At 63.5% G+C, this 22,451-nt stretch carries 19 protein-coding genes; 14 read left to right on the forward strand and 5 right to left on the reverse strand.

The features are described from left to right. Positions 1-37: 37 nt before the first annotated feature. A complete protein-coding gene (locus tag JYG34_RS20065) occupies positions 38-772 on the forward strand; it encodes a M12 family metallopeptidase (RefSeq protein ID WP_213658012.1) in 735 nt (244 codons plus the stop codon). Between the two features lie 131 nt (positions 773-903). Further along, positions 904-1,653 carry a peptidase M12 gene (locus JYG34_RS20070; RefSeq protein WP_213658013.1) on the forward strand — a complete coding sequence of 250 codons (750 nt, stop codon included), beginning with the start codon at positions 904-906 and terminating at the stop codon, positions 1,651-1,653. Here JYG34_RS20070 and JYG34_RS20075 read toward each other — a convergent pair. Then, positions 1,646-3,292: a Na+/H+ antiporter gene (locus JYG34_RS20075; protein ID WP_213658014.1), complete on the reverse strand. Its 1,647-nt coding sequence runs from the start codon at positions 3,290-3,292 to the stop codon at positions 1,646-1,648. The two genes, JYG34_RS20070 and JYG34_RS20075, sit on opposite strands and share 8 nt — an antisense overlap. Positions 3,293-3,561: 269 nt before the next feature. Between JYG34_RS20075 and JYG34_RS20080 the strand changes: the two genes are divergently transcribed. From JYG34_RS20080 to JYG34_RS20095, 4 genes are all read left to right on the forward strand, one after another. After that, positions 3,562-3,909 carry an ArsC family reductase gene (locus JYG34_RS20080; RefSeq protein WP_011535286.1) on the forward strand — a complete coding sequence of 116 codons (348 nt, stop codon included), beginning with the start codon at positions 3,562-3,564 and terminating at the stop codon, positions 3,907-3,909. A 44-nt stretch (positions 3,910-3,953) separates the two neighbouring features. Next, positions 3,954-4,988 (forward strand): 2,3,4,5-tetrahydropyridine-2,6-dicarboxylate N-succinyltransferase, encoded by a 1,035-nt coding sequence (dapD, locus tag JYG34_RS20085; RefSeq protein WP_213658015.1) that lies wholly within the window; start codon positions 3,954-3,956, stop codon positions 4,986-4,988. Positions 4,989-5,067: 79 nt separating this feature from the next. Beyond that, the gene (locus tag JYG34_RS20090; protein ID WP_213658016.1) at positions 5,068-6,273 is read left to right on the forward strand and encodes a cysteine desulfurase; all 1,206 of its coding nucleotides are present in this window, start codon (positions 5,068-5,070) and stop codon (positions 6,271-6,273) included. Then, complete coding sequence (locus JYG34_RS20095) at positions 6,270-6,680, forward strand: SufE family protein (RefSeq protein ID WP_213658017.1); 411 nt, start codon at positions 6,270-6,272, stop codon at positions 6,678-6,680. The genes JYG34_RS20090 and JYG34_RS20095 overlap by 4 nt, the downstream gene beginning before the upstream one ends. A 92-nt stretch (positions 6,681-6,772) precedes the next feature. On the opposite strand, the gene tcdA is transcribed toward JYG34_RS20095, so the two are convergent. Then, on the reverse strand, positions 6,773-7,582 hold the full coding sequence (gene tcdA / locus JYG34_RS20100) for a tRNA cyclic N6-threonylcarbamoyladenosine(37) synthase TcdA (protein WP_213658018.1): 810 nt from the start codon (positions 7,580-7,582) through the stop codon (positions 6,773-6,775). Between the two features lie 242 nt (positions 7,583-7,824). Here tcdA and JYG34_RS20105 point away from each other — a divergent pair, with 242 nt between their 5' ends. From JYG34_RS20105 to JYG34_RS20120, 4 genes are all read left to right on the forward strand, one after another. Beyond that, entirely contained in the window at positions 7,825-10,416 is a 2,592-nt protein-coding gene (locus JYG34_RS20105) for a glycosyltransferase (RefSeq protein WP_213658019.1), read from the forward strand. Positions 10,417-10,543: 127 nt separating this feature from the next. Further along, a complete protein-coding gene (gene dapE / locus JYG34_RS20110) occupies positions 10,544-11,695 on the forward strand; it encodes a succinyl-diaminopimelate desuccinylase (protein ID WP_213658020.1) in 1,152 nt (383 codons plus the stop codon). Next, positions 11,695-12,507, forward strand: a complete 813-nt coding sequence (locus JYG34_RS20115; protein ID WP_213658021.1) for a putative RNA methyltransferase — start codon at positions 11,695-11,697, stop codon at positions 12,505-12,507. The genes dapE and JYG34_RS20115 overlap by 1 nt, the downstream gene beginning before the upstream one ends. A gap of 17 nt (positions 12,508-12,524) precedes the next feature. Beyond that, complete coding sequence (locus JYG34_RS20120) at positions 12,525-12,902, forward strand: hypothetical protein (RefSeq protein ID WP_213658022.1); 378 nt, start codon at positions 12,525-12,527, stop codon at positions 12,900-12,902. A gap of 77 nt (positions 12,903-12,979) precedes the next feature. On the opposite strand, the gene JYG34_RS20125 is transcribed toward JYG34_RS20120, so the two are convergent. Next, a complete protein-coding gene (locus tag JYG34_RS20125) occupies positions 12,980-13,189 on the reverse strand; it encodes a cold-shock protein (protein WP_011535295.1) in 210 nt (69 codons plus the stop codon). Between the two features lie 229 nt (positions 13,190-13,418). On the opposite strand from JYG34_RS20125, the gene plsB reads away from it, so the two are divergent. The 4 genes from plsB to JYG34_RS20145 all read left to right on the forward strand — a co-directional run bounded on the left by plsB (position 13,419) and on the right by JYG34_RS20145 (position 17,992). Next, on the forward strand, positions 13,419-15,905 hold the full coding sequence (plsB, locus tag JYG34_RS20130) for a glycerol-3-phosphate 1-O-acyltransferase PlsB (RefSeq protein ID WP_213658023.1): 2,487 nt from the start codon (positions 13,419-13,421) through the stop codon (positions 15,903-15,905). A gap of 169 nt (positions 15,906-16,074) precedes the next feature. Beyond that, the gene (locus JYG34_RS20135; RefSeq protein WP_213658024.1) at positions 16,075-16,785 is read left to right on the forward strand and encodes a hypothetical protein; all 711 of its coding nucleotides are present in this window, start codon (positions 16,075-16,077) and stop codon (positions 16,783-16,785) included. An 89-nt stretch (positions 16,786-16,874) separates the two neighbouring features. Next, a complete protein-coding gene (locus JYG34_RS20140; protein ID WP_213658025.1) occupies positions 16,875-17,273 on the forward strand; it encodes a YbaY family lipoprotein in 399 nt (132 codons plus the stop codon). A gap of 32 nt (positions 17,274-17,305) precedes the next feature. Then, positions 17,306-17,992 (forward strand): DUF4197 domain-containing protein, encoded by a 687-nt coding sequence (locus JYG34_RS20145; protein ID WP_011535299.1) that lies wholly within the window; start codon positions 17,306-17,308, stop codon positions 17,990-17,992. A gap of 156 nt (positions 17,993-18,148) precedes the next feature. On the opposite strand, the gene JYG34_RS20150 is transcribed toward JYG34_RS20145, so the two are convergent. Next, positions 18,149-21,214 (reverse strand): efflux RND transporter permease subunit, encoded by a 3,066-nt coding sequence (locus JYG34_RS20150; RefSeq protein ID WP_213658026.1) that lies wholly within the window; start codon positions 21,212-21,214, stop codon positions 18,149-18,151. A gap of 6 nt (positions 21,215-21,220) precedes the next feature. Beyond that, positions 21,221-22,318, reverse strand: coding sequence for an efflux RND transporter periplasmic adaptor subunit (locus tag JYG34_RS20155; protein WP_213658027.1), 1,098 nt, complete (start codon positions 22,316-22,318; stop codon positions 21,221-21,223). Positions 22,319-22,451 lie beyond the last annotated feature (133 nt).

The following is a 22,451-nucleotide window of genomic DNA, read 5'->3' on the forward strand; positions in this document are numbered from 1 at the left end:
CAATGCTCTGGTTTCCACATCAACAGGAATCCAGAGCATGACCAACCTGACCAATCACAGCTGCCAGCCTCATTCGGCCCCGTATGAATCGCGCATGGTCGCCCTTGCGCAACACCCGCGTGATCTCACCTCCCCTCAAGGCAACCGGAGAAAGCGTTCCGTGGGCTACTCCGACAAACTCTGGGCGCCAGGCCAAACGCTGCGTATTTCGTTCGTCAATGAACCTGCTGAAACACTGAAGTCAGCCATCATGGCAGCAGCCAACAAGTGGTTGCCGTTCATCAATCTCAAGTTCCAGCTGGTCGAAGACGATCTCTTTGCGGCGGAAATCAAGATCCATACCGGCGGTGATCCCAAGCAGAACTACGCTATGTTCGGCACGGATGCCCTGCGCGCCGCCGATGCCTCGATGGTGCTGGGGATAACCCCCGACATGGACAATTTCGAGTACACGGTCATTCACGAATTTGGCCATGCACTGGGCATGGAGCACGAACACCAGCATCCGGACGCCGATATCCCCTGGGATGTTCCCAAGGTCTACGCGCACTACGCCGCCAAGGGTTACGACCAAGAGACCGTCGATGAGGCGGTGCTGAGCAAGATCACCGTTGGCAACCTCACGAAACAACCGTATGACCGCCATTCGATCATGCATTATCCGGTGGATCAGGCGCTCACCGTGGGTGACTGGGAGGTAGGTATCAATTCTCAGATCAGCGAAAAGGACAAAGCCTTCATGCGCGCGGCTTATCCATACCCTAGCGAGTGATCCTTTCTCACTGCGCCTAACCTGAACAAACACAGGTCTGACTGCCTTTTCCTACGGTCAAGCAATATATACCGCAGGAGCAAAGGGCATTTCCCACATCGTGGAGCCTCCTAAACAATGAGGCTTCTATTATGACCCGTACCCTGATCGCGAACACCCTCCACGAACTTCGCACCACCCTGAAACAAGGCCCGAAAAACCGCGGGGCGATAGGCACCCGCTCGATCGGCCAACAGTCAGCATTCTGGCTGCCCGCCCAAACCCTGCGCATTTCGTTCTGGGGCAACCCGGAAGAAGCCCTCAAGCAAGCGATCCTCGATACGGCAAGTCAATGGTTGGAATACGCCAACCTTGAATTCGAACGGGTGGGGAATAACGACCAGTCAGCTCATATCCGCATCGACTGCAACGTGCCCGAGAATGTGAATCGAAGCTACCTCGGCAGGGAAGCGATGAACATCGAAGGCCCCACGCTGTACTTGGGCGTCAAACCTTCGAACGAAACATTCGAAATGACGGTCCTGCACGAGTTCGGCCATGTACTGGGGTTGAAGCACGAACATCAGCACCCGCAAGCCCATATACCCTGGGACTGGGAAGCCCTGCGCGAGGTCGTCATCGACGGGCTCTCGGAGGAAGAACTTAATCACAGTGATATCGAGGCCATTATTGATAAGGCACTTGACGTCAACTTCCGCCCACTTACCCCTGACGGCCTGATCCTGCTGCACTATGACAAGCTGTCGATCATGCACTACAGCGTCGAACAGGAACTCACCCTTGGTGACTGGGAACTGGACTACAACTGGCACCTCAGTGAAAAGGACAAGCAGTTGGTCGGCATGATCTACCCGGGCCGCTTCGAACACTCGGCTATCTGACCTGCCCCAGGTTCGCCTCACTGAGGTCCAGCTCCCCTAGCACCTGGCGCACCACTTCATCGCCCACCTGATGCTGGCGATGCAGGTTGTACAGTTCCAGGCGCTGGGCCCGCAGCGCACGCAGGCGCAAGCGGCGCTCCAGCAGGTCCATCTGCTCGGCCAGGGCACGGGCCTCGGCGGTATCGTTATAGCTGTCCAGCTCATCCCGATACTCGGCCATCAACCGGGCCTTGAGCTCGATGGCCAAGGTGGCCTGCGCCGCGTCCTGTGGTGCACCGGCATCACTCACCTCCTCCGCCTCGAGGGCATGGATGGCTGCCTCGGCCGTGCGCCGCCAGGCCTCCTGAACCTCCTGGCGCAGGCGTTCGTCCGGGCTCTTGGTTACGCCGCGCAACAAGATCGGCAGGGCGATGACGGCACTGATCAGCGACAGCAGAATCACCCCGGCGGCGATGAAAATCAGCAGGTCACGCTCGGGAAATGCCTTGCCCGCGCCCATCAGCAAGGGCACCGACATCACGCCCGCCAGGGTTACCGCACCGCGCACGCCGCCCAGGGTCAACAACCAGCAGGACCGGGCGGTCGGCATCAGCACCAGCTCGGGCTTGCCGCGCCAGCGCCGCACCACGCCGATCGCCCGCCAGATGCTCTGCACCCAGATGAACCGCAGCAGTACCAGCGCGGCGAAGATCGCCACAACGTCCAGGCAGCGCCAGGCCAGAGTCGGCCAGACCGTCGCCTCGTCACTGACCACCGCCTTGACGATGTCCGGCAGTTGCAGACCAAGCAGCAGGAAGATCAAACCATTGAAGGCAAACTCCAGCAGCGACCAGACGCTGCGGTTGAGCAGCCGGGTGCTGGTCTGGCGTGGCAGCAGGTCAAGCCAGCTCTGCATCATCCCGGCAGCCACCGCCGAGAGAATGCCCGACACACCCAGCCGTTCGGCCAGCACATAGGCGGCGAACGGCAACAACAGCATGAACACCACATGGGTCGCCGGGTCGTCCCAGCCACGGGTGATCATCCACATCCGCAGACGGCCGACCAACCAACTGAGCGCAACCCCCACCGCCAGCCCGCCAAGGGCGACGAGCACGAAGGTGAGGCTGGCTTCGGTCAACGAGAACACGCCGGTGATGGCCGCCACCAAGGCGAACTTGAACGTCACCAGGCCCGAGGCATCATTCATCAATGCCTCTCCCTGCAGCATGTGCATCAACGGCGTGGGCAGACGGTCCTGGGTAATGGCCGACACGGCCACGGCATCGGTGGGCGAGAGCACCGCGGCCAATGCGAAAGCCACGGGCAAAGGAATAGCCGGCAACAGCCAGTGGATGAAGTAACCGGCCCCGACCACGGTGAACAGCACCAACCCCACCGCCAAGGCCACCACCGGTCCGCGGATACGCCACAGTTCACGCTTGGGCATGCGCCAGCCATCGGCAAACAGCAGCGGCGGCAGAAACAGGAACAGGAACAACTCCGGGTCCAGCGCCACATGCAGCCCCAGGGTCGGCCAGGCCAGCAAGGCGCCAGCACCGATCTGCACCAGTGGCAGCGGCAGCGGCACCACCCGGCCCACCAGTTTCGACAGACTCACCAGCATCAGCAGGATAAGGACGGTATAGGCTGACTGCATCGGTGAGCTTCCTGTTTGAACGGAGAATCGACAGCGGGGCACAACAACGCCATTGAAACGATATGTTAGCGGGGAGCGTCTATCGTGGGCCGCTACACGATAGTCGCAGCTCGCCCCTGAATATGTAACACAATGATTCGCGATAAGCTGTGATACACATCGCCCCTGCCTTCGAGCCCGTGGCCGTGGCGCCAACCCCATCGATACCGCATAATCGGCCCCACCCTATCTTCACGGAGTATCGGGCTGCCCGGCGGCCCTGGCATTCAATGGCTTACACTCTCTACGGCATCAAAGCCTGCGACACCATGAAAAAAGCCCGCACCTGGCTTGAAGAAAAGGCCATCGGCTTCGAATTCCACGACTACAAGACCCAAGGCATCGACCGCGACAGCCTGAACCGCTGGTGCACCGAGCACGGCTGGGAAGTCGTGCTGAACCGCGCCGGTACCACCTTCCGCAAGCTCGACGATGCCAGCAAGGCCGATCTCGACCAAGCAAAGGCCGTAGAACTGATGCTCGCCCAGCCGTCGATGATCAAGCGCCCGGTACTGGACCTCGGCGACCGCACGCTCGTCGGCTTCAAGCCCGACCTGTACGCCGCGGCACTGGCCTGAATCCCCGCATTACGCTCCAACCCCCTTTCGCACGAGGTAATCGCATGTCTCAATCCCTGTTCAGCCTGGCCTTCGGTGTCGGCACCCAGAACCGCCAGGGCGCCTGGCTGGAAGTGTTCTACGCGCAGCCGGTGCTCAAGCCGTCGGCCGAGCTGGTCGCCGCCATTGCGCCGATCCTCGGTTACGAAGGCGGCAACCAGGCCATCGCCTTCACCACCGCCCAGGCCGCACAGCTGGCCGACGCGCTCAAAGGTGTCGATAGCGCTCAAGCCGCCTTGCTGACCCGCCTGGCCGAAAGCCACAAGCCACTGGTCGCCACCCTGCTGGCTGAAGACGGCGCCCTGGCTTCCACACCCGAGGCGTACCTCAAGTTGCACCTGCTGTCGCACCGCCTGGTCAAGCCGCACGGTGTCTCGCTGGCCGGCATCTTCCCGCTGCTGCCCAATGTCGCCTGGACCAACCAGGGCGCGGTCGACCTCACAGAACTGGCCGAGCTGCAACTGGAAGCGCGCCTGAAAGGCGAGCTGCTGGAAGTGTTCTCGGTGGACAAGTTCCCGAAGATGACCGACTACGTCGTGCCGGCCGGCGTGCGTATCGCCGACACCGCCCGTGTGCGCCTGGGCGCCTACATCGGCGAAGGCACCACCATCATGCACGAGGGCTTCGTCAACTTTAATGCCGGCACCGAAGGCCCGGGCATGATCGAAGGCCGCGTCTCCGCAGGCGTGTTCGTCGGCAAAGGCTCGGACCTGGGCGGCGGCTGCTCGACCATGGGCACCCTGTCCGGTGGCGGCAACATCGTCATCAAGGTCGGCGAAGGCTGCCTGATCGGCGCCAACGCCGGTATCGGCATCCCGCTGGGCGACCGCAACACCGTGGAAGCTGGCCTGTACATCACCGCCGGCACCAAGGTGAACCTGCTGGACGAGAACAACCAGCTGGTCAAGGTGGTCAAGGCCCGCGACCTGGCCGGCCAGACCGACCTGCTGTTCCGCCGCAACTCGCTCAACGGCGCGGTGGAGTGCAAGACCCACAAATCGGCCATCGAGCTGAACGAGGCGCTGCACGCCCATAACTGAGAACCTGCGAGTTCGAAGTGATAAGATCGGGTCTTGCTCTTACGGGCAGACCCGATTTTTCTTTCCAGGCCCCGCGAACATGTTCCAGCCCTCCCCCTGGCGTGCCGACTTCCCCGCCATCGCCGCCCTGCAACGGCAGCACCAGACCTACCTGGACAGCGCCGCCACCACGCAGAAACCCCAGGCACTGCTTGACGCCCTGAACCATTACTACAGCCATGGCGCAGCCAACGTGCATCGTGCACAACACCTGCCGGGCGCCCTGGCCACCCAGGCGTTCGAAGGCACCCGAGAGAAGGTTGCAGCCTGGCTCAATGCGCCGGACACACGGCAGATCATCTTCACCCACGGCGCCACCTCGGCCCTGAACCTGCTGGCCTATGGCCTGGAGCATCGCTTCGAGGCGGGTGACGAGATTGCCGTCAGTGCGCTGGAACACCATGCCAACCTGCTGCCCTGGCAACAGCTGGCGCATCGGCGCAACCTGCGCCTGGTTATTCTGCCGGTGAACGACCAGGGGTGTGTCGATCTGGAGCAAGCCCTGCAACTGATCGGTCCACGCACCCGTCTGCTTGCGATCAGTCAGTTGTCCAACGTACTGGGCACCTGGCAACCGCTGGCACCGCTGCTGGCACATGCTCGCGCCCAGGGCGCGTTGAGCGTTGTCGATGGTGCCCAGGGTGTGGTTCATGGTCGCCATGATGTGCAGCAGCTGGAGTGCGATTTCTACGTGTTCTCCAGCCACAAGCTCTATGGCCCGGACGGCGTCGGCGTGCTGTACGGCCGCCAACAGGCGCTGGAGCTGCTGCGCCACTGGCAGTTCGGCGGGGAGATGGTCCAGTTGGCCGACTACCAGGGTGCCAGCTTCCGCCCGGCACCGCTGGGCTTCGAGGCGGGTACACCACCAATTGCCGGCGTCATCGGCTTGGGCGCCACCCTGGATTACCTGGCCAGTCTCGACGCCCATGCGGTTGCCGCCCATGAAGCCAGTCTGCATCAGCATCTGTTGCGCGGGCTGGCCGACCGTGACGGAATCCAGGTGCTTGGCTCCCCCCAGGCGGCATTGGCCAGCTTTGTCATCGAGGGCGTGCACAATGCCGACATCGCCCACTTGCTGACCGAACAAGGGATTGCCGTGCGCGCCGGGCATCACTGCGCCATGCCATTGCTCAGGAACCTGGGGCTGGACGGGGCGATTCGTGTGTCCCTCGGACTGTACAGCGACAGCGACGATCTGCAGCGCTTCTTCGAGGCGCTCGACCAAGGCCTGGAGCTGCTGCGATGAATCTTTCGAGCGAGGCCAGCCTGGCGCTGGAAAGCTTCGAGCAGGCTCGGGGCTGGGAGCAGCGGGCACGGTTGCTGATGCAGTGGGGGGATCGGCTGGAGCCACTGGATGACAGTGAGAAGGTCGAGGCCAACAGGGTGCATGGCTGCGAAAGCCTGGTGTGGTTGGCGGCCACGCAGGAGGACGGCCAGTGGCATTTCAAGGCGACCAGCGATGCGCGCCTGTTGCGTGGTTTGCTGGCACTGCTGCTGGTGCGGGTGCAAGGCCTGGCCAGCGATGAGTTGACCGGGGTGGATCTGGGCACCTGGTTTTCTCAACTGGGGCTGGAACGGCAGTTGTCGCCCTCACGCAGCAACGGGTTGCACGCGGTGTTGCTGAAGATGGTCGAGTTGGCGACGTATCGCTAGATCGGTGGTGGATTCATCGCGGGGCAAGCCCGCGCCCACGACGTTCGAAGGAGCAGATCGAGTCGTGGGAGCGGGCTTGCCCCGCGATGGGGTCACTCAACCTTGACCCGCTCCGAAGGCCGCCGCGCCCCAGCCACAAGCTTCTCCACCGCCTTGCTCGCGGCCACCATGCCGAAGGTCGCCGTCACCATCATCACCGCGCCGAACCCGCCCGCGCAGTCCAGCCGCACACCCTCGCCCACGAAACTCTTCTGCAGGCACACACTGCCATCCCCCTTGGGATAACGCAGCTGCTCGCTGGAAAATACGCATGGCACACCATAGTTACGGCTGGTGTTGCGCGAGAAGTTGTAGTCGCGACGCAGGGTCGAGCGCACCCGCGAGGCCAGCGGGTCGTTGAACGTCTTGTTGAGGTCGCCGATCTGGATCTGGGTCGGGTCGATCTGCCCACCCGCACCTCCAGTGGTGACAATGGCGATCTTGCGTCGGCGGCACCAGGCGATCAGCGCGGCCTTGGCCATTACGCTGTCGATGCAGTCGATCACGCAGTCGAGGTTTTCGGTGATGTACTCGACCATGGTGTCGCGGGTAACGAAATCGGCCACCGCGTGCACCGTACACGCCGGGTTGATCGCCCTCAGCCGCTCGGCCATGGCTTCGACCTTGGGCCGCCCGACCTGCCCTTCCAGGGCATGGGCCTGGCGGTTGGTGTTGCTGACGCACACGTCATCGAGGTCGAACAGGGTGATTTCGCCCACGCCACTGCGGGCCAGGGCCTCGGCCGCCCACGAACCGACCCCGCCAATGCCGACGATGGCCACATGGGCCTGGCGCAGGCGTTGCAAGCCTTCATCACCGTACAACCGGGCGACGCCGGCAAAGCGTGGATCTTCTGTGCTCATGGCTCAACCTCGAAAAAATCGGCGCGCATTATATGCCAAGCGGCCTGATCTGGGGTTGCCGTTGGCAAGAGTCCCGCCAAGCCTGCTTTAATGTCCCATCAAGTAAAAAGATATGGACGACAACCGAGCGGCCCCAGAACTTCATCCTCTTTGGCAAATCCAACGCAGTGCCCACTTCGCCAGTGTAGGACTTGCGCCCTGACGGCCCCGCCCCGCGCCACTCTTCGGAACCTCTAACACCTATGTCATCACGCAAATTCGGTCTCAACCTGGTGGTGGTCCTGGCCATCGCCGCGCTGTTCACCGGGTTCTGGGCGCTCATCAACCGCCCGGTGTCCGCCCCTGCCTGGCCGGAGCAGATCTCCGGTTTCTCCTATTCACCGTTCCGCCTGGGCCAGAGCCCACAGAAGGGCCAGTACCCCAGCGAGGACGAGATCCGCCAGGACCTCGAGCAGTTGAACAAACTGACCGACAACATCCGTATCTATACCGTAGAAGGCACCCAGGCCGAAGTACCCCACCTGGCCGAAGAGCTTGGCCTGCGTGTCACCCTGGGGATCTGGATCAGCAACGACCTTGAGCGCAACGAGCGCGAGATCGAAAAGGCCATCGGCCTGGCCAATACCTCGCGCAGCGTCGTGCGGGTAGTGGTGGGTAACGAGGCGCTGTTCCGCAAGGAGGTCACTGCCGAACAGCTGATCGGTTATCTGGACAGGGTCCGTGCCGCAGTCAAGGTACCCGTGACAACCAGCGAGCAGTGGCACATCTGGAAGGAACATCCGGAACTGGCGAAACACGTCGACCTGGTCGCCGCGCATATCCTGCCGTACTGGGAGTTCGTGCCGATGAAGGATTCGGTGCAGTTCGTCCTCGACCGCGCCCGCGACCTGCGCAAACAGTTCCCACGTAAACCGCTGCTGCTGTCCGAGGTTGGCTGGCCCAGCAATGGCCGCATGCGCGGCGGTGCCGACGCCACCCAGGCCGACCAGGCCATCTACTTGCGGACACTGGTCAACACCCTGAACCGCCGGGGCTACAACTATTTCGTCATCGAAGCCTACGACCAGCCCTGGAAAGCCAGCGACGAAGGCTCGGTGGGCGCCTACTGGGGCGTGTTCAACGCCGCGCGCCAGCAGAAATTCAACTTCGAGGGCCCGATCGTGGCGATCCCGCAGTGGCGGGCCCTGGCCGTGGTCTCGGTGGTGCTGGCGATGATCGCCCTGACCGTACTGTTGATCGACGGTTCGGCCTTGCGCCAGCGTGGCCGCACATTCCTGACCTTCATTACCTTCCTGTGTGGTTCGGTGCTGGTGTGGATCGGCTACGACTACAGCCAGCAGTACAGCACCTGGTTCAGCCTCACGGTCGGTGTGCTGCTGGCATTGGGTGCCCTGGGGGTGTTCATCGTGCTCCTGACCGAGGCCCATGAACTGGCCGAGGCGGTATGGACGCACAAGCGGCGCCGGGAGTTCCTGCCAGTGCAGGGCGACAGCGCCTACCGTCCCAAGGTCTCGGTGCACGTGCCGTGCTACAACGAACCACCGGAGATGGTGAAGCAGACCCTCGACGCCCTCGCCGCACTGGATTACCCGGACTACGAAGTGCTGGTGATCGACAACAACACCAAGGACCCGGCCGTGTGGGAGCCACTCAAGGCCCACTGCGAGAAACTCGGCGAGCGCTTCAAGTTCTTCCATGTCGCACCCTTGAAGGGCTTCAAGGGTGGCGCGCTGAACTACCTGATCCCGCATACCGCCAAGGACGTCGAAGTGATCGCGGTGATCGATTCGGACTACTGTGTGGATCGCAACTGGCTCAAGCACATGGTGCCGCACTTCGCCGACCCGAAGATCGCCGTGGTGCAGTCACCGCAGGATTACCGCGACCAGCACGAAAGCGCCTTCAAGAAACTGTGCTACAGCGAGTACAAAGGCTTCTTCCATATCGGCATGGTCACCCGCAACGACCGTGACGCGATCATCCAGCACGGCACCATGACCATGACCCGGCGTACCGTGCTCGAAGAACTGGGTTGGGCCGAGTGGTGCATCTGCGAGGACGCCGAGCTGGGTCTGCGGGTATTCGAGAAAGGCTTGTCGGCCGCCTACGCCCACAACAGCTACGGCAAGGGCCTGATGCCCGACACCTTCATCGACTTCAAGAAGCAGCGCTTCCGCTGGGCCTATGGCGCCATCCAGATCATCAAGCACCACGCCAGCGCCCTGCTGCGCGGCAAGGACAGCGAACTGACCCGCGGCCAGCGCTACCACTTCCTGGCGGGTTGGCTGCCGTGGATCGCCGACGGCATGAACATCTTCTTCACCGTCGGTGCGCTGCTGTGGTCGGCGGCGATGATCATCGTGCCGCACCGGGTCGACCCGCCGCTGATGATGTTCGCCATTCCGCCGCTGGCGCTGTTCTTCTTCAAGGTCGGCAAGATCCTGTTCCTCTACCGCCGCGCGGTGGGGGTGGACTTGAAGGATGCCTTCGCCGCTGCGCTGGCGGGGCTGGCGCTGTCGCACACCATCGCCAAGGCGGTGCTGTACGGGTTCTTCACCAGCAGCATGCCGTTCTTCCGCACACCGAAGAATGCCGACAGCCATGGTGTGCTGGTGGCGATCTCCGAGGCCCGCGAAGAGCTGTTCATCATGTTGATGCTGTGGGGCGCGGCGCTGGGCATCTACCTGGTGCAGGGGCTGCCGAGCGCGGACATGCGCTTCTGGGTGGCGATGCTGCTGGTGCAGTCGTTGCCGTACCTGGCGGCGCTGGTGATGGCGTTGCTTTCGTCGCTGCCAAAGCCTGCGGAAAAGGCCGCCGAACCGCAGCAGGCTTGAGATCGCCGGGGGCGTCTTGCGCCCCTCGTGCCGCGAAAGGGCCGCGACGCGGCCCCACTTCCCCCTGGTTTGATATAAGATAACGCCCCTCTGTTTCCCTCGCCTTGCCTTGCCCCGGAGTCCTGCAATGACGGCCCCAGCCGAGCTTTCGCCTACCCTGCAACTGGCCTGCGACCTGATCCGCCGCCCCTCGGTCACCCCGGTCGACGCCGACTGCCAGACCCAGATGATGAACCGCCTGGGTGCCGTCGGCTTCCAGCTCGAACCCATGCGTTTCGAGGACGTCGACAATTTCTGGGCCACCCATGGCACCCAGGACGGCCCGGTGCTGTGCTTCGCCGGCCACACCGACGTGGTACCGACCGGCCCGGTACAGCAATGGCAGCATGAACCGTTCGAAGCACTGATCGATGCCGACGGCATGCTCTGCGGCCGTGGCGCCGCCGACATGAAGGGCAGCCTGGCTGCGATGGTGGTGGCCAGCGAGCGCTTCGTGCAGGACTACCCCAACCATCGCGGCAAGGTCGCCTTCCTCATCACCAGTGACGAGGAAGGCCCGGCGCACCATGGCACCAAAGCCGTGGTCGAGTTGCTCAAGGCGCGCAACGAGCGCCTGGACTGGTGCATCGTCGGCGAACCCTCCAGCACCACGCTGCTGGGTGACGTGGTCAAGAACGGCCGTCGCGGCTCGCTCGGCGCCAAGCTGACCGTGCGCGGCAAGCAGGGCCACGTGGCCTACCCGCACCTGGCACGCAACCCGATCCACCTGGCCGCCCCGGCCCTGGCCGAACTGGCCGCCGAGCACTGGGACGAAGGCAACGCATTCTTCCCACCGACCAGCTTCCAGATCTCCAACCTCAACTCGGGTACTGGTGCCACCAACGTGGTGCCGGGTGAACTGACGGCGCTGTTCAACTTCCGCTTCTCCACCGAGTCGACCGTCGAAGGGCTTCAGCAACGTGTCGCGGCGATCCTCGACAAGCACCAGCTGGAGTGGTCGATCGACTGGGCGCTGTCCGGCCTGCCGTTCCTCACCGAACCGGGCGATCTGCTAGATGCAGTGTCTTCGAGCATCAAGGCGGTCACCGGCCGCGAAACCCAGCCCTCGACCAGTGGTGGCACCTCCGATGGCCGCTTCATTGCGACCATGGGCACACAGGTGGTCGAACTCGGCCCGGTCAACGCCACCATTCACCAGGTGGACGAGCGCATCCTGGCCAGCGACCTCGACCTGCTGACCGAGATCTACTACCAGGCCCTGGTGCGGTTGCTCGCCTGATGCTCGCCTGCCCCCTCTGCCAGGCGCCCCTGGCGCGGCTCGACAACGGCGTGGCCTGCCCTGCCGGCCACCGCTTCGACCGCGCCCGCCAGGGCTACCTGAACCTGCTGCCCGTGCAGCACAAGAACAGCCGCGACCCAGGCGACAACCAGGCCATGGTCGAGGCACGTCGCGATTTCCTCGACGCCGGCCACTACGCGCCCGTCGCCCGCCGCCTTGCCGAGCTGGCGGCCGAGCGTGCCCCGCAGGCCTGGCTGGACATCGGCTGCGGCGAAGGCTACTACACCGCGCAGATCGCCCAGGCGCTGCCGGCTGCCGACGGCTACGCCCTGGATATTTCCCGCGAGGCGGTCAAGCGTGCCTGCCGCCGCGCCCCGCAGGTGACCTGGATGGTGGCGAGCATGGCCCGCGTACCGATGGGCGACGCCAGCTGCGGCTTCATCGCCAGCGTGTTCAGCCCGCTGGACTGGCAGGAGGCCAAGCGCCTGCTCGCCCCCGGTGGCGGCCTGATGCGGGTCGGACCAACCAGCGGGCACCTGATGGAATTGCGTGAAGTGCTCTACGATGAAGTGCGCCCCTACACCGACGACAAGCACCTGGCATTGATCCCCGACGGCATGGTCCACGCCCACAGCGAAATTCTCGAGTTCCGCCTGAGCCTGGTCGAAGCCAAGGCCCGCGCCGACCTGCTGGCCATGACCCCGCACGGCTGGCGCGCCAGCGCCGAGAAGCGCGCACGGGTGATCGACCAACCCGAGCCGTTCGAGGTCACCGTTTCCATGCGCTATGACTATTTCGTGCGCCAAGACTGAGCACACTGGAGCCCCTGATGCGCCAACCCGATATCGAGATCTACCTCAAGGACGCCGACGTCGATCACAAGCAGATCGCCGACTGGCTGACCCAGGCCCTTGGCCCTTGCAGCGAATGGAAGCAGAAAGGCCAGACCTTCAAGTGCACGGCCGGTAACATTCCGGTCACCTGGTTACCGAAAGCTGTGGGGAAATGGAACAGCCTGTACCTGGAAAGCGACCAGACCCCATGGACCGATGACATCGCCTGCGCCCGCGCGGCCTATGCCGCACTGAACGTGGAAGTACGTTGCGCGCCTGGTAGCTGGGCAGAGGAAGATGGGGAGGAAGATGCCGATCGCTGGATCCGCATCAGCGCCGACGGTGAAGAAGAAATCACCTGGCGCACAAACTAAAGCTACAAGCTCGATTGCATCAGGCTGCAAGCTCCACGGACAGCTTGCAGCTTGAAGCTTACCGCTTGAGGCGGCGGTCAGAGACCAACGACGTCCTCGGCCTGCAAGCCTTTCTGGCCTTGCACCAGGGCGTATTCAACCTGCTGTCCCTCGACCAGGGTGCGATGCCCCTCACCACGGATAGCCCGATAGTGGACGAACACGTCCGCGCCACCTTCGCGCTGAATGAAGCCATAACCCTTGGCATCGTTGAACCACTTCACATTCCCAGTCTCACGAGACGACATCTGAACTACTCCGGTTTTTTATTTTGAAGATCGCCTTGCCGGCCTGGGGTCAGCACCCAGGGCCTTCGCAGCTTGCCCGAATATCCTGCAAGCGGCAGGCCGAGTATATGACACGAAACAAAAAAAATTCATGACGGCACTGATTTTTGCCGATTTTTGCTGAACTTACGCAGATACGGCAGACTATCGGCCTGGAAAACACCGAAACTCTCACCCAGGGCCCACCCCCATGACCCGTTCCCCCCTGCGCCGTCTCATCTTCGGCGCCCTGCGTCGCGTTCTCTACCTGTGGGTGCGCTCCGAAACCATCAACCAGTCCTCGCTGACGCTCAAGCTCGACCGCAGCCGCCCGGTGTTCTACGCCCTTTCCTCACCGTCGCTCACCGACCTGGCCGTGGTGGACCACGAGTGCACCAAGGCAGGGCTGCCGCGCCCGGTGCTGCCGGTGGCCGTCGGCCCGCTGCAGGAACCCGCCGGGTTCTTTTACCTGACCCCCGACCCCGACTGGCTGGGCCGCCAGGACAAACGCGGCGCCCCACCCACCCTCGAACGCTTGGTTGCGGCCATCAGCCAGCACGCCGAGGAAGATGCGCAGATCATCCCGGTCAGCGTGTTCTGGGGCCAGACCCCGGCCAGCGAGTCGAGCCCCTGGAAACTGCTGTTCGCCGACAGCTGGGCGGTCACCGGGCGCCTGCGCCGGCTGCTGAGCGTGTTGATCCTGGGGCGCAAGACGCGTGTGCAGTTCTCCGCCCCCATCCACTTGCGCGAGCTGGTCGACCACAACAAGGGCCATGAACGCACCGTGCGCATGGCCCAGCGGGTGATGCGCGTGCATTTCCGCAACCTGAAGACCGCGGTGATCGGCCCGGACATCTCGCACCGACGCAACCTGGTCAAGGGCCTGGTGCACGACCCACTGGTGCGCCAAGCCATCAGCGACGAAGCCGAGCGCGAAAAGATCCCCTACGCCAAGGCCGAAGCCAAGGCGCTGCACTACGGCAACGAGATCGCCTCGGACTACACCTACACAGCGATCCGCTTCCTCGAAGTGGTGCTCAGCTGGTTCTGGAACAAGATCTACGACGGCATCAAGGTCAACCATATCGAGCAGGTGCAGGGCATCGCCCCGGGCCATGAAGTGATCTACGTGCCCTGCCACCGCAGCCACATCGACTACCTGCTGCTATCCTACCTGCTGTTTCGCAACGGCCTGACGCCGCCGCACATCGCGGCCGGGATCAACCTCAACATGCCGGTGATCGGCGGGTTGCTGCGCCGGGGTGGCGCGTTCTTCATGCGCCGCACCTTCAAGGGCAACCCGCTGTACACGGCGGTGTTCAACGAGTACCTGCACACACTCTTCACCAAGGGTTTCCCGGTGGAGTACTTCGTCGAGGGCGGACGCTCGCGCACCGGGCGCATGCTGCAGCCACGCACCGGCATGCTGGCGATCACCCTGCGCAGCTTCCTGCGCTCCTCGCGTACGCCGATCGTCTTCGTCCCGGTGTACATCGGCTATGAGCGAGTGCTCGAGGGCCGTACCTACCTGGGTGAACTACGCGGCGCGAGCAAGAAGAAAGAATCGATCTTCGACATCTTCAAGGTGATTGGCGCACTCAAGCAGCGCTTCGGCCAGGTCTACGTCAACTTCGGCGAGCCGATCCGCCTCGCAGGCTTCCTCGATGAGCAGCAACCCGGCTGGCGTGAGCAGGAACTCGGCCCGCAATTCCGACCAGCCTGGCTCAACGACACCACCACCCGCCTGGGCGAGACCGTCGCCCGCCACCTGAACGAAGCGGCGGCGATCAACCCGGTCAACCTGGTGGCCCTGGCCTTGCTTTCGACCAGCCGCCTGGCCCTGGACGAGCGCGCCCTGACCCGTGTGCTCGACCTGTACCTGGCCTTGCTGCGCCAAGTGCCCTATTCGCCGCACACCACACTGCCCGAAGGTGATGGCCAGGTCCTGATCAAGCATGTACTGGGCATGGACCTGCTGGCCGAGCAGAAGGACGCGATGGGCCGCATCCTCTACCTGGACGAAGCCAACGCGGTGCTGATGACCTACTACCGCAACAACGTCCTGCACATTTTCGCCCTGCCAGGGCTGCTGGCGAGCTTCTTCCTCAGCAGTTCGCGCATGAGCCGCGATCTGTTGGGCCAGTATGTGCGGGCGCTGTACCCCTACCTGCAGGCCGAGCTGTTCCTGCGCTGGACGCCCGAACAGCTGGACGAGGTGATCGACCAGTGGCTGGCGGCGCTGGTCAGCCAGGGCCTGCTGCGCCAGGAAAACGACATCTACATGCGCCCGGCCCCCAGCTCGCGGCAGTTCGTTCTGTTGACCCTGCTGGCCCGCACCATCACCCAGACCTTGCAGCGCTTCTACATGGCCACCTCGCTGCTGCTCAACAGCGGCCAGCACACGCTGAGCGCCGAGGAGCTGGAAGAGTTGTGCGTGATGATGGCCCAGCGCCTGTCGATCCTGCATGGCCTGAATGCGCCGGAATTCTTCGACAAGACCCTGTTCCGCCACTTCATCCAGACCCTGGTGCGCGAGGGTGTGCTGCAACCCGATGGCGAGGGCAAGCTGGGTTACCACGACAAGCTCGCAGAGCTGGCCGAGGGCGTGGCCAAGCGGGTGTTGTCGGCGGAGCTGCGCCTGTCCATCCGCCAGGTGGCGCTGCACCGGGATGAGCCGCAGGAAAACCCTGAAGCCTGACACTTAGGATTCGCAGTTTGTAGGAGCGCTCCACGAGGAGCGCTTCCTCAATCTGCCTCTCCAGCAGAAACAACTTCCCTCTGATCGTAACCCCGCCTGTTTCCCACAATGGTATCCGACACCAGCTACCGGTGTTATCCACCTACCGTGCTTGAAACAGGAACACTACATGCCAAATGAAAACATCATCGAACTGCATGGTTCGATCGATCTCGTCGACATTCCCGAATTCGATGCAACGCCGGTTCGCGTGCTTGTGGTGGTGACCCACCCCGGCATCATTCCCCGCTCCGAATGGCTGGCATCCTGTGTCCAGCAGTACAGCGGCGCCCCGATTCCCTACCAGTTGCACCTCGACAAGCGCACTTTCGCAGCCGGGGAGGCATTGGAACTTGAAGCGGTTCTGATCGCAGGCTGGGGGGAAGGCTCCGAAAAGGTACGTGTCACACTGCCGCTGGCCCTCGATCACGCCACCATTCGCGTCGAACAGGACATCACGCTCGCCGGCTCTGAAACGGGCGCCCAGCGAATGGCGGCCCCCAGCTTCAAGCAGATCACTGGCAGTGTACTGGCCGCGAACATCGAGGATTTGTCCGGTCATCAACTGTTCGCCGATTTGTATGAAGTACGTCTGAACGATGACGGGCAGAAGGTCTTCAACCAGATCTCCGAGAATGTCTACCAGATGCGTGACCTCAATGCTCCGTTCTCGCTGTACTACGACCAGCAGGTGCTGGTGAGCGATGGCGTCAGCCACGACCTGAACTTCATGCTGCAGGCCCCCTCGGGCAACTTCGTTGCCGGCCGCAACCTGCGCAACATCGATCTCGACACATTGGAAGCCGGCATGCAGGTCGAGCTGCGCAACGCCAGGTTTTGATCGCTTCACGGCAAGATCGCCCCTGGCGATGAATTTCCGCTAAAGTCCTTGGGTTGGCCACAAGCCGGCCCAAGGATTTTGGAGATTCCATGAAAAAGCTCGTCCTGCTGTGTTGCGCATCCCTGCTCGCAGCCTGCTCCAACCATGCCCCGTCCAACCAGGCCAGCCTGGACGGCGAAGTCTTCTACCTGCAGCGCATTGCCCTGCCACCGACCGCCACCTTGAGCGTCGCCCTCCAGGATGTATCGCTGATGGACGCCCCGGCGGTGACCCTGGCCCGCCAGGCCGGCCCGGTCAAAGGCAACGTGCCGCTGCCCTTCCACCTGAAGTATGACCCCGCCCAGGTCAAACCTGGCCATCGCTACGCGCTCAGCGCACGCATCGAGCTGGACGGCAAGCTGCTGTTCATCAACACCGAACACCATGGTGTGCTGCTTGATGGCAGCGACCCGCAACCTGTCCGCATCAAGGTCGACCCGGTCCGCTGAACCCGCTCCATTCTGTCTATAAGGAAAGCCCCATGATTCGCACCTCCCTGCGCTTCACCACCCTGTGCGCCGGCCTGCTGCTGTCGGCCAGCGCCCTGGCCCTGTCGCTCGGCGACCTGTCCCAGAGCGATGCCTCCGGCGGCCTGAAGGACGCGCTCACCCAAGGCGCACAGATCGCCGTCAAACAGTTGAGTTCGCCGGGCGGCTTCAGCAACAACCCCGATGTGCGCATCGAGCTGCCCGGCAACCTCGGCAAGGCAGCCAAAGCCATGAAGATGTTCGGCAAGGGTGACCAGGTCGAGGCCCTTGAAACCAGCATGAACAAGGCCGCCGAAGCCGCCGTGCCACAGGCCCAGGCGATTCTGGTAGACGCCGTGAAGAAGATGACCGTGACCGATGCCAAGGGCATCCTCAGCGGCGGTCAGGACTCGGCTACCCAGTACCTGAACAAGAGCAGCCGCGAGCAGATCCGCGCCAAGTTCCTGCCGATCGTCAAGCAGGCCACCGACAAGGTCGGCCTGGCCCAGCAGTACAACAGCTTTGCCGGGCAGGCCAAAGGCCTGGGGCTGATCAAGGATGACGCCAACATCGAGAACTACGTGACCGAGAAAGCCCTGGATGGGCTGTTCGAGATGATCGCCAAGCAGGAAGAAAGCATTCGCCAGAACCCGGCCCAGGCGGCGACCAGCCTTGCCAAGAAAGTATTTGGCGCGCTCTGAGCTTCGACGCTCCCACAGGTTGTCGCCCACACGATACCTGTAGGAGCGGCTTTAGCCGCGAATCAAACATCGCGGTGCCTGGCACCGGCTGCGCCGGTGTTCGCGGCTGAAGCCGCTCCTACACGATCAACGCTGTACCAGTAGGAGCCCCGATCTTCAGCCCTTCTTCACCCTGAACCACGCCGCATACAACGCCGGCAGGAACAGCAGCGTCAGCACCGTGGCCACGATCAACCCACCCATGATCGCCACCGCCATCGGCCCGTAGAACACGCTGCGCGACAACGGAATCATTGCCAGCACCGCCGCCAGCGCGGTCAGCACGATGGGCCGGAAGCGTCGAACCGTGGCCTCGATGATCGCCTGCCAGCGGTCCAGTCCCGCCGCGATATCCTGTTCGATCTGGTCCACCAGAATCACCGAGTTACGCATGATCATCCCCGCCAGGGCGATGGTGCCGAGCATGGCGACGAAACCGAACGGCTGGCGGAATACCAGCAGGAACAAGGTGACGCCGATCAAGCCCAGGGGCGCGGTGAGGAACACCATGAACATCCGCGAGAAGCTGCGCAGCTGGATCATCAGCAAACTCAGCACCACCACGATGAACAGCGGCATGCCGGCGTTCACCGAGCGCTGGCCGCGTTCGGAGTCTTCCACGGTGCCGCCCACTTCCAGCAGGTAACCGTCAGGCAGCTCGTCCTTCACCTGCTGCAAGGTTGGCAGGATCTGCTTGACCAACGTGGCCGGCTGCTCCTTGTCGTAGATGTCGGCACGCACGGTGACCGTCGGCAGGCGATTGCGGTGCCAGATGATACCTTCCTCGAAACCGTATTCCAGGGTGGCCACCTGCGACAACGCCACGCTCTGGCCATTGTCGGTGGGCAAGGCCAGGCTTCCCAGGCTGCCCAGCTCGCGACGCTCCTCCGGGGTGCCGCGCAGCAGGATCTCGATCAGTTCGTTGTCCTCGCGGTACTGGCTGACGTTGCTGCCCGTCAGCGAGCTTTGCAGAAAACTCGACAACTGCGCGGTACTCACGCCCAGGGCGCGGGCACGGTCCTGGTCGATGTCCAGGTAGACCGCCTTGCTCGGCTCCTCCCAGTCCAGGTGCACGTTGACCACGTGAGGGTTCTCGCGCACCTTTGCCGCCACTTCACGGGCCAATGCCCGGACTTTCTCGATATGCTCGCCGGTCACACGGAACTGCACCGGGTAACCCACGGGCGGGCCGTTCTCCAGGCGCGTGACCCGCGAACGCAGGTCGGGGAACTGCTCGTCCAGCGTACTGATCAGCCAGCTGCGCAGGCGCTCACGGTCTTCCAGCGACTTGGCCAGCACCACGAACTGAGCGAAGCTCGCCGCGGGCAGTTGCTGGTCCAGGGGCAGATAGAAGCGTGGCGAGCCGGTACCGACATAGGCGACATAGTTGTCGATGCCGTCCTGTTGCTTGAGCAGCACTTCCAGTTGCTTGACGCGTTCGGCGGTGTTGTTGAGCGAGGCGCCCTCGGCCAGCTTCAGGTCGATCATCAGCTCCGGACGCCCGGAAGCCGGGAAGAACTGCTGGGGCACGAAACGGAACAGCAGGATGCTGCCGACGAAGGCCGCGATGGTGAGCAGGATCACCGTCTTGCGTCGCCGCACGCACCACTCCACCATCCGCCGCACACGCTGGTAGAACGGTGTGGCATAAGGGTCCGGCGCATGCCCGTCGCTGCCGTGGCGCGCCGCGTGCAGCTTGGCCAGGTCAGGTAGCAGGCGTTCACCCAGATACGGTACGAAGACCACCGCCGCCACCCATGATGTCAGCAAGGCGATGGTCACCACCTGGAAGATCGACCGGGTGTATTCGCCGGTGCTCGAGGCCGCCGTGGCGATCGGCAGGAAGCCCGCTGCGGTGATCAGGGTGCCGGTCAGCATCGGGAACGCCGTGCTCGACCAGGCGTAGCTGGCCGCCTTGAGCCGGTCGTACCCTTGCTCCATCTTGATCGCCATCATCTCCACCGCGATGATCGCGTCGTCCACCAGCAAACCCAGCGCCAGCACCAGCGCGCCCAACGAGATCTTGTGCAGGCCGATGCCGAAGTAATGCATGCTGGCGAAGGTCATCGCCAGCACCAGCGGGATTGCCAGGGCGACCACCAGGCCCGTGCGCAGGCCCAGGGAGAAGAAGCTCACCAGCAGGACGATGACCAGGGCCTCGACCAACACCTGGACGAACTCGCCGACACCGGCCTTGACCGCCGCCGGCTGGTCGGAGACCTTGCGCAACTCCATGCCTGCCGGCAGGCCCTGGGCCAGGCGGGCGAACTCGCCTTCCAGCGCCTTGCCCAACACCAGGATATCGCCGCCATCCTTCATCGAGACTGCTAGCCCGATGGCGTCCTCGCCCATGAAGCGCATGCGTGGCGCGGGCGGGTCGTTGAAACCGCGTTGCACCTCGGCGACATCGCCGATGCGGAAGGTGCGATCACCGACACGAATGGGGAACTGGCGGATCTGCTCGACGCTGTCGAAACGCCCGCTGACACGCAGCTGCAAACGCTCGCTCGAGGTTTCGAAGAAGCCTGCGGTACTGACCGCGTTCTGTTCACGCAACGCCTGCTGCACCGCCGCGAGCGGAACGCCCAGGGTGGCGAGCTTGACGTTGGACAGCTCGATCCAGATTTTCTCGTCCTGCAGGCCGATCAACTCGACCTTGCCCACGTCCTTGACGCGCTGCAGCTGGATCTGGATACGGTCGGCGTAATCCTTGAGCACCGCATAGTCGAAGCCGGAGCCGGTCAGGGCGTAGATGTTGCCGAAGGTGGTGCCGAATTCATCGTTGAAGAAGGGCCCCTGGATCTCCGGCGGCAATGTGTGGCGAATGTCCGCGACCTTCTTGCGGATCTGGTACCAGAGCTCGGGGATGTCCTTGGAATGCAGCGAATCGCGGGCCATGAAGGTGACCTGGGACTCGCCAGGGCGGGAGAACGAGACGATCCTCTCGTACTCGCCGGTTTCCATCAGCTTCTTCTCGATACGCTCGGTGACCTGGCGCGAGACCTCCTCGGCGGTCGCACCCGGCCACAAGGTACGGATGACCATGGCCTTGAAGGTGAACGGCGGATCCTCGCTCTGCCCAAGCTTGGTGTAGGACATGGCCCCGATCGCGGCCAGCAGGATCATCAGGAACAGCACGATCTGGCGATTGCGCAGCGCCCAGGCGGAAAGGTTGAAACCCATCGGGACTTACTCCTTGGTCGCCAGGTTCACTTCACGGTTGCTGCGGTCCACCGGGCGCACTTGCTGCCCCTCTCGCAACACATGGCCACCCGCGGCCACCACCCAGTCGCTGGCTTGCAAGCCTTCGAGCACCGGCACGCTGTCGGCCCCATAGGCACCCAGGCGGACCGCGGCACGCTCCAGGCGATTATCCTTGCCGACCCGCCACACATAGGCCTGCCCGGCTTCGGCGGTGACCGCCGACAGCGGCACGGCAAGCGGCGCCTGCTCGGTGTGGGCAATGAACACACGGGCACTCTGGCCCAGTTCGGCGGGTGTGTTGCTGGAGGTGAAGGCGATGCGTGCGGCGAAGGTACGCGACCGCGGATCGGCCGCTGGCGACAGTTCACGGATACGCCCTTCGAAACGCTGGTTGGGGTGCGACCACAGTTCCACGCTCACAGTCTGCCCGACACTGAATCGGGCGAATTGCTGCTCAGGCAAGCCGATCGCCACCTCACGCTCACCATCGGCGGCCAGGGTGAACACGGTCTGACCCGCGGCGACCACCTGCCCCACTTCGACTTGACGCTTGGCGATCACGCCGGCCTGAGGCGCGCGCAACACCGCGTAATCAGCCTGGTTGCCAGCAACCTCGAATTCGGCCTTGGCTTGTTTCAAGCGTGCAAGACCCGCGCGGTAGAGGTTTTCGGCGTTGTCGAACTGCGAACGGCTGACCATCTGCCGCTCCAGCAGCTTCTGGTAACGGTCGCGCTCGGCGCGCACCAGCGCCAGGTTGGCCTCGGCCGCAGCCAGTTGGGCACGGTTAGCCTCCAGCTGAAGACGTACGTCCTGGGGGTCGAGCTCGGCCAGGGCCTGTTCGGCCTTGACCCGCTGCCCCTCTTCCACCAGGCGCTTGTTCACCTTGCCGCCGATGCGGAAGGCCAGTTCGGGCTCAAAACGCGCCCGCACTTCACCGGGGTAGCTGTCGGCCGAAGCGCCAGCGGGTAGGGGCTGCACCACCAGCGCCGGGCGCGGGGCCGAGGGCGGCGCGGCCTGCTGGCCACAGGCGGTGAGCAGCACGAGGGCAGCGGGCAGGACGAGGGACAACGCACGACGCAACATGATGGAGGACCTTTGGCAGAGGGCGCATCGAATATTTATACTGACGGGTATATTAAGTCAGGGAATCGGGTCGGGGAAGCAGGCTACTGACAGAAAAAGCGGAATAACGCGGCGACGCGCGTTGCAGCCGGAT

This window comes from Pseudomonas entomophila, from assembly GCF_018417595.1.
Taxonomy (GTDB): domain Bacteria; phylum Pseudomonadota; class Gammaproteobacteria; order Pseudomonadales; family Pseudomonadaceae; genus Aquipseudomonas; species Aquipseudomonas entomophila_C.

Coding starts and splice junctions, on each gene's coding strand:
- JYG34_RS20125 (WP_011535295.1), bottom strand. CDS start 13,189: ATGTCGTCTCGTGAGACTGGGAATGTGAAGTGGTTCAACGATGCCAAG.
- JYG34_RS20080 (WP_011535286.1), top strand. CDS start 3,562: ATGGCTTACACTCTCTACGGCATCAAAGCCTGCGACACCATGAAAAAA.
- JYG34_RS20090 (WP_213658016.1), top strand. CDS start 5,068: ATGTTCCAGCCCTCCCCCTGGCGTGCCGACTTCCCCGCCATCGCCGCC.
- tcdA (WP_213658018.1), bottom strand. CDS start 7,582: ATGAGCACAGAAGATCCACGCTTTGCCGGCGTCGCCCGGTTGTACGGT.
- JYG34_RS20140 (WP_213658025.1), top strand. CDS start 16,875: ATGAAAAAGCTCGTCCTGCTGTGTTGCGCATCCCTGCTCGCAGCCTGC.
- JYG34_RS20115 (WP_213658021.1), top strand. CDS start 11,695: ATGCTCGCCTGCCCCCTCTGCCAGGCGCCCCTGGCGCGGCTCGACAAC.
- dapD (WP_213658015.1), top strand. CDS start 3,954: ATGTCTCAATCCCTGTTCAGCCTGGCCTTCGGTGTCGGCACCCAGAAC.
- JYG34_RS20135 (WP_213658024.1), top strand. CDS start 16,075: ATGCCAAATGAAAACATCATCGAACTGCATGGTTCGATCGATCTCGTC.
- JYG34_RS20150 (WP_213658026.1), bottom strand. CDS start 21,214: ATGGGTTTCAACCTTTCCGCCTGGGCGCTGCGCAATCGCCAGATCGTG.
- JYG34_RS20155 (WP_213658027.1), bottom strand. CDS start 22,318: ATGTTGCGTCGTGCGTTGTCCCTCGTCCTGCCCGCTGCCCTCGTGCTG.
- JYG34_RS20145 (WP_011535299.1), top strand. CDS start 17,306: ATGATTCGCACCTCCCTGCGCTTCACCACCCTGTGCGCCGGCCTGCTG.
- JYG34_RS20095 (WP_213658017.1), top strand. CDS start 6,270: ATGAATCTTTCGAGCGAGGCCAGCCTGGCGCTGGAAAGCTTCGAGCAG.
- JYG34_RS20065 (WP_213658012.1), top strand. CDS start 38: ATGACCAACCTGACCAATCACAGCTGCCAGCCTCATTCGGCCCCGTAT.
- JYG34_RS20070 (WP_213658013.1), top strand. CDS start 904: ATGACCCGTACCCTGATCGCGAACACCCTCCACGAACTTCGCACCACC.
- dapE (WP_213658020.1), top strand. CDS start 10,544: ATGACGGCCCCAGCCGAGCTTTCGCCTACCCTGCAACTGGCCTGCGAC.
- plsB (WP_213658023.1), top strand. CDS start 13,419: ATGACCCGTTCCCCCCTGCGCCGTCTCATCTTCGGCGCCCTGCGTCGC.
- JYG34_RS20075 (WP_213658014.1), bottom strand. CDS start 3,292: ATGCAGTCAGCCTATACCGTCCTTATCCTGCTGATGCTGGTGAGTCTG.
- JYG34_RS20120 (WP_213658022.1), top strand. CDS start 12,525: ATGCGCCAACCCGATATCGAGATCTACCTCAAGGACGCCGACGTCGAT.
- JYG34_RS20105 (WP_213658019.1), top strand. CDS start 7,825: ATGTCATCACGCAAATTCGGTCTCAACCTGGTGGTGGTCCTGGCCATC.